This window comes from Candidatus Uabimicrobium helgolandensis (assembly GCF_041508025.1).
Classification (GTDB): Bacteria; Planctomycetota; Uabimicrobiia; order Uabimicrobiales; family Uabimicrobiaceae; genus Uabimicrobium; species Uabimicrobium helgolandensis.
Genome location: NZ_CP165719.1, coordinates 6418598 through 6435340, shown reverse-complemented (window position 1 = coordinate 6435340; position 16743 = coordinate 6418598). Strand labels below are relative to the sequence as shown.

Sequence of the window (16743 nt, the reverse complement as noted above, 5' to 3'; positions counted from 1 at the left end):
ATTGAGATTGCTATCATTACAACTAAACGGTTCTCAGAAAATGAATCCAAGTGGCAAACCTTTCTTTGGCATTGGATGCGACACTGGACCTTTAAGATCCAGTATCGTCTATAAAATTAGTAACCGAGTACTAATTTTTTTGAGGTACTTGGCCTAAAAGATGAAACAAAAATGCATATTCTAATGCAACAGAGCGATAGCGCTGGAATCGCCCAGAGGCACCGCTGTGCCCTGATGTCATGTCTGTGTCAAATAACAATACATTATTATTAGTCTTAAGGTGACGTAATTTCGCTACCCATTTGGCAGGTTCCCAGTACTGCACTTGCGAATCATGGAAACCAGTAGTAATGAGCATTGCTGGGTAGTCCTGTGCCTTGACTTGATCATACGGCGAATAAGATAGCATATAATCGTAATATTTTTTTATATTTGGATTTCCCCATTCATCGTATTCTCCTGTAGTTAGTGGAATACTGTCATCAAGCATTGTTGTTACAACATCGACAAAAGGAACAGATGCAAGAATACCTTTGAATGTTTGTGGACTCATATTTGCTACAGCGCCCATTAAAAGACCTCCAGCGCTTCCTCCTTCAGCAAATAACAAATCTTTTGTTGTATATTGCTTGTTTATGAGAAACTTCCCACAGTCAATGAAATCGGTAAAAGTGTTCTTTTTCTTTAAAAGTTTGCCATCTTCATACCAGTGGCGTCCCATTTCTTGGCCACCGCGAATATGTGCTATCGCGAAAATAACACCTCGATCAAGTAAAGAAAGCCTCGTCGAACTGAAATAAACATCCATACTGTAACCATATGATCCATAAGCATAAAGCAACAATGGATTATGCTTTTTACGCAAGTTTTTTTTGTAAACAAGAGAAATAGGTACTTTTACACCATCGCGAGCGGTAGCATACATGCGTTCTGCTTTATAAAGAGAAGTATCATAGCCACCAACAACTTCGCGTTGCTTGAGTAAATTTTTGCTTTTACTTTTCATATCGAAATCAACAACGGAGTTTGGAGTGGTAAGAGAAGTATAATTGTAACGCAGAGTCGTAGTATTAAACTCCAAGTTAACATCTAATCCAACACTATATGTCTCTTCTCCAAAATCAATGTAATAGTCTTTTTGTTTTTCATTCCATGGCACTATGTGTAAATGTGTTAATCCATCTTTTCGTTCTTGTACAACAAGATAATCTGCAAATATTTCTATGTTTTCTAGTAGTACATTTTGGCGATGAGGAATAACTTCACTCCAGTTATCCATTGTTGTTTTATCGAGAGGGGTAGACATCAAACGAAAATTTTGCGCTTTATCATTACTAAGTATGTAAAACTTGTCTTCATAGTGTGCGATAGAGTATTCTAAGTTGCGTTTTCGTGGTTGAATAATGTGAAATTCGCTACCTGGTTTATCGGCATCCATGACTCGATATTCTTGAGAAAGAGTACTATAACTTCCAATAATAATAAAACGCTGTGATTTGCTTTTGTATACCCACGTTGAAAATGTCGTATCTTTTTCGTGAAATACTTCCTTATGCTCTTCGCTTCCCAATTGATACTGCATGATCTTATGTGCGCGTAATGCTGCATCTTTTACTGTGTAGTACAATGTTTTATTATCATTTGCCCATACGATAGAACCGGTAGTATTAGCAATACTTTCTTTACGAATTTTGCCTGTTTGTAAATTCTTAAAACGAATAGTATATTTACGTCTACCAAGTGTATCTTCGGCAAAAGCAAGAATACTATTATCTGGACTTATTTTCAAACCAGCAGCGCGGTAATAACTATGTCCTTTTGCTAATTCGTTGGCGTTAATGAGTATTTGTTCCTTATTTTCTAAAGAGTCTTTTTTACGACAAAAAATAGGATATTCTTGTCCCTCAGCGAAACGAGAGTAGTAGTAATAGCCTTTAAAGAAATATGGAACAGACTCATCTGTTTGTGGAATACGCCCGGTAATTTCTTGGAAAAGTTGTTCTTGAAAATCCTTTGTATAGGACATTACATTAGCAACATAGGCATTTTCAGCATGCAAATAATCTTTGACTTCTTGACTCTCACGATCACGCATCCAATAATAATAATCTGTACGGGTATGATCGTGTATAGTCATTTCCTTTTTTATTCTTTTTGCTTTAGGGGGTTGGGATTCATCTGCATTAAGACACACAAAAAACAGAATAAGTGCAACACAAAAACGCGTCATAGCGAACTCCTAACAAAGTTGTTTTCTAAGTGATCTGACACTTAGTTATGATTAATTCCCAATGAAAAAACATACATTTTGTTCTTTTTTATCTGAATCATCGTATCAGAAATTGCCGAAGCTATGTAATGAAAATCTTTTACATGATAAGGATGATCAGTAATTGCTTGTCCTTCTCGAAGTTCTTTTAACACATCAAGGGTATAGACATCTTTAATTTGAAAAACTCCTGGATCACGATAATGTTTTCCTTTTTTGTAATTGATATAATAACTCGATCCATAAATAGGAAAAATATGAGAACGTTCTCTATGAAATTGTGATTCAGGGTTACCTTTAAGAATAGTTCCTTGTGAAGTAAAAATATAGTTTCCTTCTAGCCCCAAAGGTAAATAACCCAATGTAGTGTGCTTATCCTTGGAAGTGAGGTCAGAACCATTTAAATAGATCCAATTTACTCCCCATGGAGAACTATTACTTTGGTGACATGTTAAGTTATAGAGATAGGCGTCAGAACGCCACTGAATATATTTACGACCAGCATAACGCAAATTTTTGACGTCGAAGTTGGAAATATTGAATGTCGTTAGGTCCATCAGTGCATATTTATTTTGATTTTCTCTACCTATATTTTTATCTAAAATAGTTACAAATGCGAAGCGACCATTATCCAGCCCCATAACCAAATCGCTAATTTTGTGTTTGAAATCTTTGTACTTACGAGTCTTTTGAGATACGTAATCATATGTAGTAAATAGATTATTATTTTTTGAATAACAAACTAGGTAGCGTCCTCCACTAGAAAATATTGAATTAACATCAGGCATGGCAAAACTTTCCAAAAACTTGCGTTGAACTAAATCATACAATTTTAAACGCCGCGAATCTTGTAAACGAAGTATTACGTATGCTCCACCAAGAGCAAGCCGTGCATCCATAACTTTTCCTGGTAAATCAACGACACTATTTTTTGTAGATTTGTTTAGTTTCTGCACATAATGATATACAATTTTACGATGTTCTAAATCAGGATCTGCATATAATATATTTACTTTTCGTTTGGTCGTGTTTCTACTTTCACCTGAGACAACAACAAGTTGTACTTGCTGCTTTCCAGAATAAGAAAATTTATAACGCACACGCTTTCCACAGCGAATATTTCCATCGGCAAATTTCCATGTGTAAAAAGTATTTGCAACATCTTCTTCAACATTAAATTCGTAAAAACCATTTTCTAATTCTTGCATTTTCCATGCAATACGACTTGTAACCGCAGCCTTGATATTATAGTGATCCAGAATTTTTTTGTAATGGTTTATTCCGTCATCAATACTTAATGTAACAATAAACTTTCCGGGCTTGTAATAAGTGTAGTATACATTTGCTCCAGACTTTGTTTCACCATTGCCAAAATTCCATGTTAAGTGAATATTCGGGTGACTTTTCTGAGAGACACGCGCCACAAAAGATACTTTTTCTTCTACGCTTATCTGTGTTGGTATAGAAAAGTCAATTTGCGGAGCAGGTATATCTTTTAACTGGGCACGATAGTGCACTATAAATAATTTTTGTTGTTCTTTATTCATGTTCCAAAAAACGGTGCGTAGTTTGGCCCAATTTTTTTGTGCAATTTCATTTTCTAGCCGCGAAGCCTTTCCTGCAAATTCTTTGAACATCTTTGATTTTTGCAATGGAGAAAATGACTTTGTTGTCGAAGGAGAATGCTCAAAAGCATTTGCGTACAAAGTGGCTGCTTTTTGCCATTGTTTGCGCTCAATACATTTCTGTGCATCACCAATACATTGCTGCGCAAGACACTCTTCTATTTGTTGTTTTATTTTTAGCCTAACTTGTTCATATTTAGGTTCTTTCAGCATATTGCCGAAAATATAAATAGCCTGCGTCCATTTTTGTTGTTGCTTGTTTTGTAGGGCAATATTCCATTTTTTGTCCGCAGATAAATTGCTTAACATTAACTTTTGTGAGTCATTGGCTTTTTTATAATTTTGCAAATTTGCATTTTTATTTCGAGTAAGATTGTCATTTTTGTTAGCTTTGGCAGTTAGATCATTATCTTTGTGATCACTAACCACTGTGAGCTTTAGTAAAACTAAAAATAATACAATTGCAACTGCTACACTTGCGTATACAAGTTTCTTTTTTAGCGCTTTATTTTTAAGACTCTCTTCACAAATTTTGTGAAGATACATAATTTCGCGTTCGTTAGGAAAAAGTTCTTTCATTTTGTTACACAAATCGAGCGCTTCTCGCCATGAATACAATTTCATTTTTTGGTTAATGTCATTAATAACTTTACTTTGTAGTATCTCTATCTTTTCGGCTGGCGCTTTTATAGCAGGGCGCTTTTCAAATGCTTTCTGATACTCAAATATTGCATCACAAAATGAATTTTTTTCTTCGTATTGTTGTCCCTTGTTCATATGTTGTGTAAAAAAATGGTTCTCAAGAACAACTTCACGCTGTGTTGAACGATTGACGCTATGGGAAGCACTATCTAAGTATGTATTTATGGCAGAAATTACACTTTGAGTATCCCACCTTTTGTCACGATTACCGATGAGCATACCATTGACAATATGAGTAATGGTATGTGCGATTTCTGGTTTAATTTCTTCTAGTGGAATAAGGTCATTTTTAATATGAGTGGCTAAAATTTCCATTAAATCAGAACTAAGTATCGGCAATTTTCCACTAAGTAGCTGATAAAAAGTAACACCTAAAGAATAAACGTCGCTCTTACCATCAACAACCTCTCCTTGAATTTGCTCTGGGGGCATATAAACGGGGGTTCCGAGAATCATATTTGGTTGTGTTACTTGAACATCTTGTTCGGAGGAAAGCATTTTTGCCAAACCAAAATCGGTAACCTTAACTATATTTTGGCTATCAATCATTATATTGCCAGGTTTGATATCACGATGAACAATGTGCATTTTATGTGCATTTTGTAGTGCTTGTGCTACATCGCGAACAATGTGCAAAGCGCGCTTTTCTTCGATAATATTTTCATCTCGCAAAACTTCAGCAAGCGTTTTACCATCAATATATTCCATTACCATAGCAAAGCTATCTTCACCCAATTTTACAATATCATAAAGGCTAACAATATTTGCATGATTCAACTTCGCTGTAGTTTGGGCTTCGATAAGAAACCGTTCGTTATTGCTAATACCAAGAACTAACTTTATCGCTACAGCGCGTTGTAAAGTACTATCAAAAGCTTTAAAGACAGCTCCCATTCCTCCAATACCTATTTTTTTTTGTATTTCATAACGTCCAATTCGATCTCCGGACTTTATGCTTTTCCAGTCTAGCTTATTAGAAGCTTCTTGCGCATAATTTATTTGATTTTGAATTATCTCTGTAGGGCATGCTTGTTGCTCTCTTTGATGATCACGGCAAGAATCTTCTTCAACACTATTAGCAATTGTGTGTTCATTATAATGAACAACAGTTTGCGCACTGCTCTCTTCGTCTAAAATTCGTTTTTGGTTACTTTGTTCTGTAATTACTGTTTTATCGTCAGTAGGAATCTGTTTAGTTTTAAGAATGAACATCGTTCGTTCACTTGTCTGTTGTGATGAAAGTTCAATTGTTTTTTCGCGAATAGACTGGTGATTGTTTTTTGGTTCTGGTTCTTCAGCCATACAATCTTCTCCTGTACACAAAATTTTATATACAAACAAATAAAATAGTCTGAAAAATATATGATTTACTGTCTTACATTTTTTGCTCAATTCTATCGATATATGACTGTAGATGTTTACCACCATATCCTAGAGACAAAGCTTTTTTTAGATCTTTTATGGCAAGGTTGAATTTTTTTTGCTGATAGTAAAGCATACCTCTCTTGTAATAAAACGAACTATTTATTGAAATATTTGCAATAGCCTCATCGTAGTTTTTTATAGCTAGATTATATTTTTTTTGCTTGCAATATAAGCGACTAACTAATGGGTAGATCTTTTTATCGTTGGGATTTATTTCGATTATTTTACTGTAGCTTTTTATAGCAAGGTCATATTTTTTTTGTAGACGGTATATAAAGCCTTTTTTGTAATAAAGATTTGTATTGTTGGGGTCAAGCTCAATCGCTTTATTATAATCTTTTACAGCTAGGTCATATTTTTTTTGTTTGTGATACAAAACCCCTCTTAGATAATACGAATTTCTGTAATTAAAATCGATTTCAATTACTTTACTATAATCCTTTATAGCAAGATTATATTTTTGTTGATCTTCAAATATAATGCCTCTGTAATAATAAGATTCCTTGTCGTGAGGGTCAAATTGAATAGCTTTATCGTACTCTTTTCTTGCAAGGATAATTTCTTTTTGCAAGCGATAAATATTCGCTCTTAATCGATAAATATTGTTATCGCTTTTTTTATAACTCTCTTTTGCTTTTTTTACAAGATTTTGAGTTTCTAACGTTTTGTAGCCTAAGGAAATAGATTTTTCCCAATTGTATATAGCTAAACCAAATTCCTTAAGTTTGTTATGTATAAGACCCATGTTAAAATACGCATATTTATTTTCAGGATTTATTGCAACATGCTTTGTGTAATCTTGCATAGCCAAATTGTATTTTTTCAAAATATGATAGGCAAAACCTCTGTTAAAATACGCTCGTTTATGCTTTGAATTATTTGTTATAACATGATTATAATCTTCTATTGCCAAGTAGTATTTTTCTAGCTTACTATAAGCAAGCCCCCTATTGAAATAAGCGTCTTGGTGTCTTGGGTTAACTGCAATTTCATTGGTATAATCTTTTATTGCTAGGCTATATTTTTTTTGATTATAATACATCATAGCTCTGTTGAAATAAGCATACAAATAACGAGGGTTTATCGCAATTACCTTGTTGTAATCTTTCAATGCTAAATCGTATTTTTTCTGTTCATGGTACAGAATAGCTCTTCTAAAATAGGCAAACATGTTGTCTTTATCTTCTTTAATAGCGTTGTTGTAATTTTTTAACGCCAAGTCATATTTGCCTTGATATTCATCTCTTAGGGCTGTTTGAACATAATTTTTTTTCTTACTAATATTGAGAAATACAAAAATTAAAATCGTTATAACAAAAAGAGTAAAAAGAGTAAAAAAAACAAGTAGTTTGCTTTTGGGTTTACCTAGTTCTCTTTTTATTGGTGTTTTTGTTTTTGCGTGGCTTTTTGTTGGTTGGGCTGTTTCTTCTAGCATGATTGTCCTTGCTTTTTTAATATTCGTGTTTTAAGCGCTATACTTTTAACATACTTCATTAAAGTCTTTCTCATTAAAAATTTGTAAATTAGGCGTACAATTTATGCCCTACATATTTTTTAGACAAAAATAAGCATTTGTTGTTGTCTGAAAGAGTATTAGGGCGTGTCATCATTCAATACAGATAAAAATATAACGGATTCATTTAATGATACGCCAGTAGTATTGAGCCCGAGCCCGTTTGCGACCCGCGCCCGAAAATTTTTTGAGAGCGACAGAAAGTGATTTATTGGTTCAATACTAGTTTTTTGCGATGGAAAAAGAAACTTTGCTTCTTTGATAAATTGTTAGTGAAAGTTTCGGAAACGGGCTCGCAAACAGGCTCGGGCTCGAAAAAACACACAATATTTTGAATGATGACACGCCCTAGTAAAATATGCTTAAATTATTGATCTCGATTTGTAAATGACTATAGCTAAATTGAGGACGTTGGTAGTTATCTTTATTTTCATAAACCAATGATATTTGTCAAGTGTTCAACCTTGAGTATACTACAAGTTAATCTTTCCACTATCTTTAGAACATAATACGCTTATCACTACTTTGTTTTACAATTTAGTTCATTGTAAACGCTTTAAATCTCTTGAATTCTATATTACTTTTTGTTTTGGTATTTTACGCTAAGCCACTCCCCTTCTTTTTCCTGTTTAAATAGACTATCAAAAACAACATATCCATTTTCAATTTGACTAATAATACCAGGTTTTATAGTTTCAACAGGTACAATATCGGGAAACAACTGTGAATCGGTAAAAGATTTAGTGTAAATATTGACACCATCTTTTTTAGTAAATATCTGAAGGGTATATTGCCCTTTTTTTGGAGGAAGAGTATAAGGCGGTTCATCGTGAGGTGTAAATAGTCTACCAATGCTATATATGAGAGTTATTAAGTGCTCTCTATCTGTTTGTAAACCAACAAGACGACTGACTGAATAAGAAATTCTACGGGTATGTGCAGCGATAACTCCCGTAGCTACAAGCCATTTCATTTCTCCCGTTTTAAGATTAGTGTGAGACACCGCTATTCCTAAATTAATAATAGACTCACCCATTCCTTGTTCCACAAAACCAGGAAATTGATGAATTGCGTACTCAGGTCCTAATGCTAATACTTTTACAGGTTTACTCTCTATCGATATTCCTCCACAACACAAAATTGCAATAATTACGAAACCAAAAATATATTTCATTTTAACACTTTCGTTTACAAAGATACAAAACATGTCACCAACAAAACTCTTTACAAATATCTTTATCGATAATATATTTCACTAAGTTCGAATCAACATTAAAAATAATAGCAAAGGTTATATTAATGAAATTACAAGATGATCTCAATTTATTTTGGATTTACGTAAAAGGTTTTCTATTTCTACTGATCGTAATGACTTGCTCGTTATTACTTTTATTTGAGAATACGATTTCAGTAAGAGCTTTACTTATAGGTTGTTTGATCTGGAGTTCTGCGCGAAGTTATTACTTTATGTTTTATGTGATAGAAAAATATGTAGATAGTGAATATAAATTTTCAGGTATTTATTCTTTTGTTCTTTATGTAGTTCGAAAACGTAGGGATAAAAATGTCACAAAATTTACTAGGTGACAGTGGCTTAATTTTATTATTCTTTATCAAAAAGAGTATATAAAGATTACTGCTGAATTCACGGCTTCGCGGGTATTTATACTTTAAATTTCAATCCAGTTTTCTTTGTATACTTCTGTAATTACACCTACGGCAAAGAATCCACCATCCCATAGTTTAAATTCTGCTCCCAATTTGATTAAGCTTGTATAAGCTTCTAAAACAGCATATCTACATTCCGCATCAAACGATTCACCTTTTTCAAAAACGCTTTCTTTTCCTACATATATTCCTAGACTTCCTCTAGCCATTTCTCCGTATAATTCTTGCATACCATCAATTTGCGTAGGAATGACTCTCCAGCCATCTTCTCCAAAAGTAAATTTGCCTTTGTCAGGACCATATTTTCTACCTCTAGTTACAGTGGTTTTTGCTTTGAAATGTGGTTTTATTTCGTTGTCCATAGAGAGTTCCTTGAACGCAAAAAAATTAGCTCAGTGAATTTTTACAAACCATAAACAAACAGATATTTGTGCTTTTTACATACACTTGGCAAACCCAAAAATTAAGACCTACAGATATAATTAGCATTATTTCCTGTTTTCGATTGTAATTATACTATAACACGAATTTTTATGCGTTGGTAGTTGGGTTGTTTGAGTTTTTTTGTTATAATATGTAGAACAATTAAAACAGAGTTTATAACAATTCCGCATTTTTTTGTATCAAAAATTTAAGGAAATTGTTGATATAGGCGATTATTTAGAATTTTACATAAAACTATTTTAATGGGTGAAGAAATGATAAAACAAAATTATGCTATTTTTATACTAACGATTATATTCGTTAGCCTTCCCCTGTATTCTCAAAATCAGAATTTAGCGCAAGAATATGAAATACGTCTTCAAAATCGAACGTTTACTCCTACTAGCTCAACTATAAAGCCGCTAGATAGAGAGCAGGAGCGACATTGGGTGCTCGTACAATTTAACAAGTTGCACCGAAATGTTATTTTTCAATTTCGGTTAACAGACATTCGATTACTTGGTTATGTGGCTCGAAATACTTTACTCTTATCCGTTCCTTCTCAATTTGACTGGAGTTCGATTTCTTCTACGCGTTGGGTCGGAAAATTGAAACCTAGCGATAAAATCAGCAAAATTGTAGCAGAAAAATTGAAAAAAGAACCTTGGCAAACAACAACCTATATGGTTGAAGGCCATAGAGATGTAACGCAAACCGAAATGAAAACCATTGTTGAGAAAATAGGAGCTAAATATAGTACTCATCCTGACTTTCCTTCTTATGCATGCTTAGTATCGGGAAATGCGAGCAATGTTCATTCATTAAGTGAAAGTGAAAAAATTGCATGGATACTTCCTACACCTCAATTTGTACTTAATCAAGAACGTATTCATTATTGTGCTGGCGGGCAAACATTTTACGGACCAATACCAAACTTTGCTGTCGTAGGTAATGGTTGGGATGGAAATGGTTTAGGAGAAGCAAGTCTTACTTACCATTTCGTTTCAGGTGGTGGTACTGGGGATATTGGAGGTAATGGTGAAGAAGCTCCTGTGGAAGAAGGAATCCGTGAATGGGGATCTGTAGTTAATATCTCATTCGATCGAATTAATACTCCTAATCAGCAAAATTCTTTTGATATTTTCTGGGGCGTTGGCAATCACGGAGACAATGCTCCTTTTGATGGCCAAGGTAATACAGTTGCTCATGCTTTTTTTCCTATTGGCGGAGCTCTTATTGATGGCGACATACATTTTGATGATGCAGAAAATTGGAATAACAACTTCCCCAATTTTTTGTTTAATGTTACTCTTCATGAATCAGGTCATGCTCTTGGAATGGATCACTCGGATCTAAATGCTGCTATTATGTTTCCTGTTATTCAAAATAATGCTGGCAAACAACCTCTAGACCCTGATGACATAGCGGGTATCCGCACTCTTTATTCTAGTGTTTCTATTGCCCCTAGTAGTTTAAATACAACGGTACTTTCTTCTACTGAAGTGGATTTAAATTGGAATGATAATGACAATATTGAAGATGGTTTTCGCGTCGAGCGTCGTATTGGTGGCGGAAATTTTGAAGCAATAGCAAGTGTTGCTCCTAATGAAGAATCATTTAGTGATGAAAATGCGCCTGAAGGTTCAAACTTAACTTATCGCATTATAGCGTTCAACAGATTTGGTGATTCTGTTTCATCAAATAATAACAATGTATTGACATTACCAGCTGATCCTAACAATCTTGCTGTTGCTCCTGCTAGCGCAACACAGATAGATTTGTCATGGTCAGATAATTCTAATGGTGAAAGTAATTATCGTATAGAGCGTGATCTTGGTGGAGGTTTCCAGCAAATTGCTTTAGTAGGAGCAAATACTACTAATTTTAGCAATAACAGTGGATTGGGAGAATCTACTGTAGCGTTCTATCGGGTAACAGCTCTCAATGCAACGGGTGATTCCGGAACATCTAATGTTGCGGATACTACAACTCTCCCCCAAACTCCTAACAATCTTAGTGCTGAAACATTTTCCGATGATCGCATTGATTTGTCATGGAACGATAATTCTAATGGTGAAAATGGCTATGTTGTTGAACGTGAGGAACAAGAAAGCCGCGCATTTACCGTGGTTGCTAACCTTAATGCAAATACAACGGTGTTTAGCGATATAAATCTTCCACCTTCGACAACATTTAATTATCGTGTTCGCGCTTTTAATGCAGGGGGCGATTCTTTCTTTTCTAATCAATCTTCGACAACCACAGATCCAAAGTCTACAGGTAAAACGGTTGTTATTGATAACAAGGGAGACAGTGGTAAAGGAAGTTTACGTGAAGCTATAGAAGAATTGGCTGTGGATGGCGATATTATTGTTTTCAACAAAGTGAGAAGTATAACGCTACTCAGTGAAATTGCCATTGATAAAAGTGTTGTAATCAATGGCAAAGGTCTTACCTTAAGTGGTAAAAAACTATCGCGTATTTTTAATATCGCTGCCGATGCTGAAGTAAAATTGCTCGACATCAAATTCAAAGATGGAAATGCTGGTAACAATAACGGTGGTGCTATTTTTGTTGCCTCTGGAGGAATATTAGATGTTGATGGCTGTAGTTTTACCAATTGTAAGGCCAATAAAGGAGGAGCGATTTATCTTTTTGATGCCTCAGCAATCGGAAACTTGACTAACTGCATTTTCAAGACAAATACTGCTAGTACTGATGGCGGTGCTATATTTGTTAGTACAGCTAATGTGGGTACTCTAGTTGGAAATTCTTTTGATAAAAATAGTGCTTCTGATGATGGTGGTGCCATCAACAATGAAGGCACTATCGATACAATATCTACTTGTATTTTTAAAAGTAATTTTACTAAAGGAGATGTTGCTGAATCCCAAGGTGGAGCGATTTTTAACAATAACGGCACAATAAATGATATATCAAACTGCACATTCTCGAGAAATAAATCTTTTGATGATGGTGGTGCGTTGTTTATTGATGGCGGTACTATCAACGTGTTTGCTAGTAAATTTGATGGCAACACTGTAACAAGTGGTAGCGGTGGAGCAATTCACAATGAAGGAAATCTTACTGTTCTTACTAGCAACTTAGCAAAAAACTCTACACCTAAGATTGGTAACGGTGGTGGAGCGATTTTTAATCTAGGCACTATCAATGAAATTTCCGACACAACTTTTTCGATAAATAAAACTTTGGCGAACAACGGAGCTGCCATTTTTAATAATGGTACTATAACATTATTACAACGAAATAATTTCGAGAAGAACAATTCTGCTAATAATGGTGGGGCTATTTTTAATAGTACAGGCAGAACAGTTACAGACGTTATTAATTGTACTTTTTCTGCCAACATTGCTAAAAACAATGGTGGAGCGATTTTTAATGGTGGAACAGCGAAATTTACTCATTGCACTTTCTTTAAAAATAAAGCGACTTCCTTAGAAGGAGGAGCTATTTTTGTTGATAATGGTAATACCACGATGGAAGCAAGTGTATTAGTTGGTAATATTGCCAAGGTAAATGGAAAAAATGTTTTGGGAAATATTACAACTGGTGGTTTCAATATTGTTGAGGATATTTCTGGTTCAGGTGGTTTTAATTCTGGACAGGGAGATGTTCTCGGTGGTTTTAAGGCGAGCAATATTTTGATTAGCTCTCTAAAAGACAATGGTGGTGAAACAAAAACACATGCCTTGACTACTAAAGGTGAGAATCCTGCAATTGATGCTGTTCCTGAAAACACATTCACCGAAGAAGACCAGCGCGGAGCAAGTCGTACTGATGGTAACAATGATGATAGTGGTGCTTTTGAATCTGGTGTTGAAGCTTTGGTTGTGAATGCGAAGATTGATTTCAAAGCGATGAAGGTAGACGGCTATACTACGATCAAGTGGGAAAATAGCAAAAGTAAATTTTTTACTGGTTTCCACATATGGAGACGCGCCGTCGGAGAGAAAAAATTTACAAAAATTACCCCTATGCAAATTTTATCCACGCAAGGTGTAGATGAAGAAATAGGTTATAGTTATAATGATGTAAGTGTTGTTAATGACAAGCATTATATCTACAAATTGGAATGCCTGAATTTTGACAAAAGTTGTTTTAGCGCACCAATTGTAAAATAGAAAAATAACAAAAGAGGGAAATACTCCCTCTTTTGTTATTTTCAGAATTAGCCACTTAAATTTTCACTAACAAAAATTATCAATTATCAAAAGATATCTTTTCTAACCTCATTCCTCCTGTCTTAGAACCTATCATCAATTAGATTAATTAGCTAAAAGGTAATGGTTCTCAAATATCTCTAAGTATGAGAGTATACGATTCCAAATGGAATTTACTAATCAATACTTGATCGCCACCATTTTTCACGAGTTTTCGACGGGTCACCTTGTCGTTGGATGATCAAATATCACTCTAGTGTTCTAGCTTTACAGCATGATTTGGCGTCATTTTATCAATCTCAAGGAAACTATAACAGTGCTGAACAGTTGCTTGTGGAAACCGTCGAATTCATCTCAAAAGTATTGACAACGATGATAAATTGCTTACAAAAAAACTATGAAGAAGCGAAAAAAATTTCAAGTTAAAGGTTGTCCATTTTGTTTTGGCTTTTACTTTTTTCTGTTATTTCTAGGTCGTAACTTGAGTTATAAATATTACCTATTACTGATTATATCAAAATCAAACATAAACTGATGTGTTAACGTATTGTTTCATAAGTTTATTCTAAGTCTTATTGTAAGAGATGTGTTTTTATGTAATGTACTTTGTGGAGAAACAAATGAAGATAAATACCAGAGATTTGGAAGGTAATGTTAAGTTAATTGTTTTTGAAGGCCATATAGACGAAAATTCTATTGTGCTGGTGCAAGACACATTTGCAGGAATATTTAGTCTTGGTATATATAAGATTATTTGTAATATGAAAAAAGTTGATCATATTAGCGCACCAGTTCTAAAGACATTCTTAGAACACATTTCCTTGGTTCGCAGCCGCGGAGGAGATTTAAAGCTTTTACATGTTCAATCTTCTTTACAAGGCATTTTTCGCTACGCGGGGTTTTCGGATGATAGTGTTTTTTGCAATGACCTTAATACAGCGGTTCAACAATTTAAGGCATATGGAAAAGACACGTTGGGAAATGAGGATATTTTTTCACCAACAATGCAAGCAAATCAATCTCCTTTGGGGGGACCGGTAAACAATGTTTATGGAGCGACAATCCAGATGGGTAGCTCTCCTTTGCAAAATAAAGTTCCGGAACAAGGAGGAGCTGAAGATCCTTATGGAGCCACAATTCAGATGAATGGTTCTCCTTTGCAAAACAGATCTCTGAAACAAGATGGTGCTGAAGATCCTTATGGAGCCACAATTCAGATGGGGAGCTCTCCTTTACAAAACAAAAATCAGAAGCAAGAAGATCTTTTTGGTGCCACAATCGCGATGGATGATTCTCCTTTGCAAAAGAAGGCTCCAGAACAAAAAAAACAGAAAGAACACGAAGAACTGACTATAGAAGTAGTAGAACCTGTTTTAGAGCGAACTAGAGAGCTACCAGGGTCTTCTACCTTACAAAGTGAAGAAGAGCTTAAAGAATTTGCTCGAGAGTTGGTAGATTCGCCTTTACAAAATGAGAAACAAAATCAGGGGCAGCTTGGAGGATTCACTGGCGAGTTGATAAAGCCTTCTCCAGAAAGTGAGAAACAACTTGGAGAGTTGATGGAGTCTTCTTTAGAAAATGAGGATACATCCAAAACATTGAACCAAGTAGCAGATAAGGCAAGAAAATCAGCTACCGAGTCTCCAAAAAAGCTATCGCGCAAAGCGAAGAAAAAGCGCCGTAAACCACTAGATCAAAGCGTAGTACAAGAATCTCCTGTGCAACAACAAGCTCCTGCACCGAAAAACGAAGAGCAGAAAGTTGTAGTCACCGAATTGAAACGTAAGTCTACTATTCGTTTTTATCGCAGAATGTATCCTTTTTGTATTTTTCCACTAAAGGTTATTTTCTCTCAACAAAAATTACAAAAAATTATTCACAAAAAAATTGAGCAAGTTGAAGGAAAGCAAGATGTGGTTGTATCAAAAGATAAACCTATTATTGAAGTTGTACCACACTTTCCTGGATGTTTGATCGTGCCACCAAAGAAAAAAGTTGATGTCACACCAGAGATTTCTCATGCAAATTTTACTGCAACTCCCCTAGCAGAAAGTAAAAATCAAAAAGGTTATGTTGAGATTTACTATAATGGAGAATTGATTGATACTATAGAAAATATGACATACCATGTCGAAAAACAAACCATCGCTAAATTTGCATTGTATTTGAGTCTTATTTCTCCTGTTATTTCTACATCTTTGGATGTTTTTCAAGTAGATTTCAATGAAAAATTACCTGCGGCGATTGAGACATTATCAAAATTTACTGAATTTTTTGGCGGAAAGACAGGTTTTGGTTTTGCTTTGGCAGGAGTATTCTTGTCTATTTCTGCAGTGTTTTATTTCCTAAAACGGCCTCGAGAGGCTAATCCAATAGAAAATATATTACCTGTGAACTAAACGTAGTGAATTCTCACGAGCAAAAGTATTGAAACTATTATAATTTAGAGTTATTGGAGAAGATTTAATTATGGACAATGTTGATAACCCAAGTGAAGAAATAGAAGAGTTTCCTCATCTTCCAGATAATTTAAAGCGCAATCTCTACGACCCTCTTGAAACGGCAAAGGCAGAAGGAGAAGCTTATGGAGCCGCTATTAGCGGAAAATATCGCGCAAAATTTATTATTCGCATTACTTTTTTAATCGGTGGTTTTGGGTTTTTTATCTCTGGAGCTTATAGTGCATATAACATTATAGAAGAGATTAAACTATCGATGAATGCCGATTTTTTAATCATGAGTGCATACCTTGTTTTTATGTTGGCGATGACTATTGGTGGACTTATGGCGATGATAAAGGCCATCAAAAACGGAAGAAAAAAAGAGAGCAGTTTTGATAACAATGAGAGTACTATGTGGACTTGTGACAATTGTAAAGAACAAGTAGAAGATCAGTATAGTGCTTGTTGGAAATGTTTACAACAGAGGAAATAAAAA

9 protein-coding genes are annotated in these 16743 nt (G+C 34.7%); 4 read left to right on the top strand and 5 right to left on the bottom strand.

Translation table 11 applies throughout. The features are described 5' to 3' along the window. Nucleotides 1-130: 130 nt before the first annotated feature. From UABHE_RS23845 to UABHE_RS23825, 5 genes are all read right to left on the bottom strand, one after another. Nucleotides 131-2230, bottom strand: a complete 2100-nt coding sequence (locus UABHE_RS23845; RefSeq protein ID WP_372365806.1) for a S9 family peptidase — start codon at nucleotides 2228-2230, stop codon at nucleotides 131-133. Between the two features lie 41 nt (nucleotides 2231-2271). After that, nucleotides 2272-5898 (bottom strand): protein kinase, encoded by a 3627-nt coding sequence (locus tag UABHE_RS23840; protein ID WP_372365805.1) that lies wholly within the window; start codon nucleotides 5896-5898, stop codon nucleotides 2272-2274. A gap of 73 nt (nucleotides 5899-5971) precedes the next feature. Next, a complete protein-coding gene (locus tag UABHE_RS23835) occupies nucleotides 5972-7456 on the bottom strand; it encodes a tetratricopeptide repeat protein (protein ID WP_372365804.1) in 1485 nt (494 codons plus the stop codon). A 655-nt stretch (nucleotides 7457-8111) separates the two neighbouring features. Further along, a complete protein-coding gene (locus tag UABHE_RS23830) occupies nucleotides 8112-8708 on the bottom strand; it encodes a hypothetical protein (protein ID WP_372365803.1) in 597 nt (198 codons plus the stop codon). 496 nt (nucleotides 8709-9204) lie between these two features. Next, on the bottom strand, nucleotides 9205-9564 hold the full coding sequence (locus tag UABHE_RS23825; protein ID WP_372365801.1) for a hypothetical protein: 360 nt from the start codon (nucleotides 9562-9564) through the stop codon (nucleotides 9205-9207). Between the two features lie 336 nt (nucleotides 9565-9900). Between UABHE_RS23825 and UABHE_RS23820 the strand changes: the two genes are divergently transcribed. The 4 genes from UABHE_RS23820 to UABHE_RS23805 all read left to right on the top strand — a co-directional run bounded on the left by UABHE_RS23820 (nucleotide 9901) and on the right by UABHE_RS23805 (nucleotide 16740). Further along, a complete protein-coding gene (locus tag UABHE_RS23820) occupies nucleotides 9901-13767 on the top strand; it encodes a matrixin family metalloprotease (RefSeq protein WP_372365800.1) in 3867 nt (1288 codons plus the stop codon). A 276-nt stretch (nucleotides 13768-14043) separates the two neighbouring features. Beyond that, nucleotides 14044-14232: a tetratricopeptide repeat protein gene (locus tag UABHE_RS23815; protein WP_372365798.1), complete on the top strand. Its 189-nt coding sequence runs from the start codon at nucleotides 14044-14046 to the stop codon at nucleotides 14230-14232. 194 nt (nucleotides 14233-14426) lie between these two features. Next, nucleotides 14427-16205, top strand: coding sequence for an STAS domain-containing protein (locus tag UABHE_RS23810; RefSeq protein ID WP_372365797.1), 1779 nt, complete (start codon nucleotides 14427-14429; stop codon nucleotides 16203-16205). Between the two features lie 70 nt (nucleotides 16206-16275). Then, the gene (locus tag UABHE_RS23805; RefSeq protein WP_372365796.1) at nucleotides 16276-16740 is read left to right on the top strand and encodes a hypothetical protein; all 465 of its coding nucleotides are present in this window, start codon (nucleotides 16276-16278) and stop codon (nucleotides 16738-16740) included. Nucleotides 16741-16743: the final 3 nt, after the last annotated feature.

Coding starts and splice junctions, on each gene's coding strand:
- UABHE_RS23830 (WP_372365803.1), bottom strand. CDS start 8,708: ATGAAATATATTTTTGGTTTCGTAATTATTGCAATTTTGTGTTGTGGA.
- UABHE_RS23840 (WP_372365805.1), bottom strand. CDS start 5,898: ATGGCTGAAGAACCAGAACCAAAAAACAATCACCAGTCTATTCGCGAA.
- UABHE_RS23815 (WP_372365798.1), top strand. CDS start 14,044: ATGATCAAATATCACTCTAGTGTTCTAGCTTTACAGCATGATTTGGCG.
- UABHE_RS23805 (WP_372365796.1), top strand. CDS start 16,276: ATGGACAATGTTGATAACCCAAGTGAAGAAATAGAAGAGTTTCCTCAT.
- UABHE_RS23820 (WP_372365800.1), top strand. CDS start 9,901: ATGATAAAACAAAATTATGCTATTTTTATACTAACGATTATATTCGTT.
- UABHE_RS23835 (WP_372365804.1), bottom strand. CDS start 7,456: ATGCTAGAAGAAACAGCCCAACCAACAAAAAGCCACGCAAAAACAAAA.
- UABHE_RS23845 (WP_372365806.1), bottom strand. CDS start 2,230: ATGACGCGTTTTTGTGTTGCACTTATTCTGTTTTTTGTGTGTCTTAAT.
- UABHE_RS23825 (WP_372365801.1), bottom strand. CDS start 9,564: ATGGACAACGAAATAAAACCACATTTCAAAGCAAAAACCACTGTAACT.
- UABHE_RS23810 (WP_372365797.1), top strand. CDS start 14,427: ATGAAGATAAATACCAGAGATTTGGAAGGTAATGTTAAGTTAATTGTT.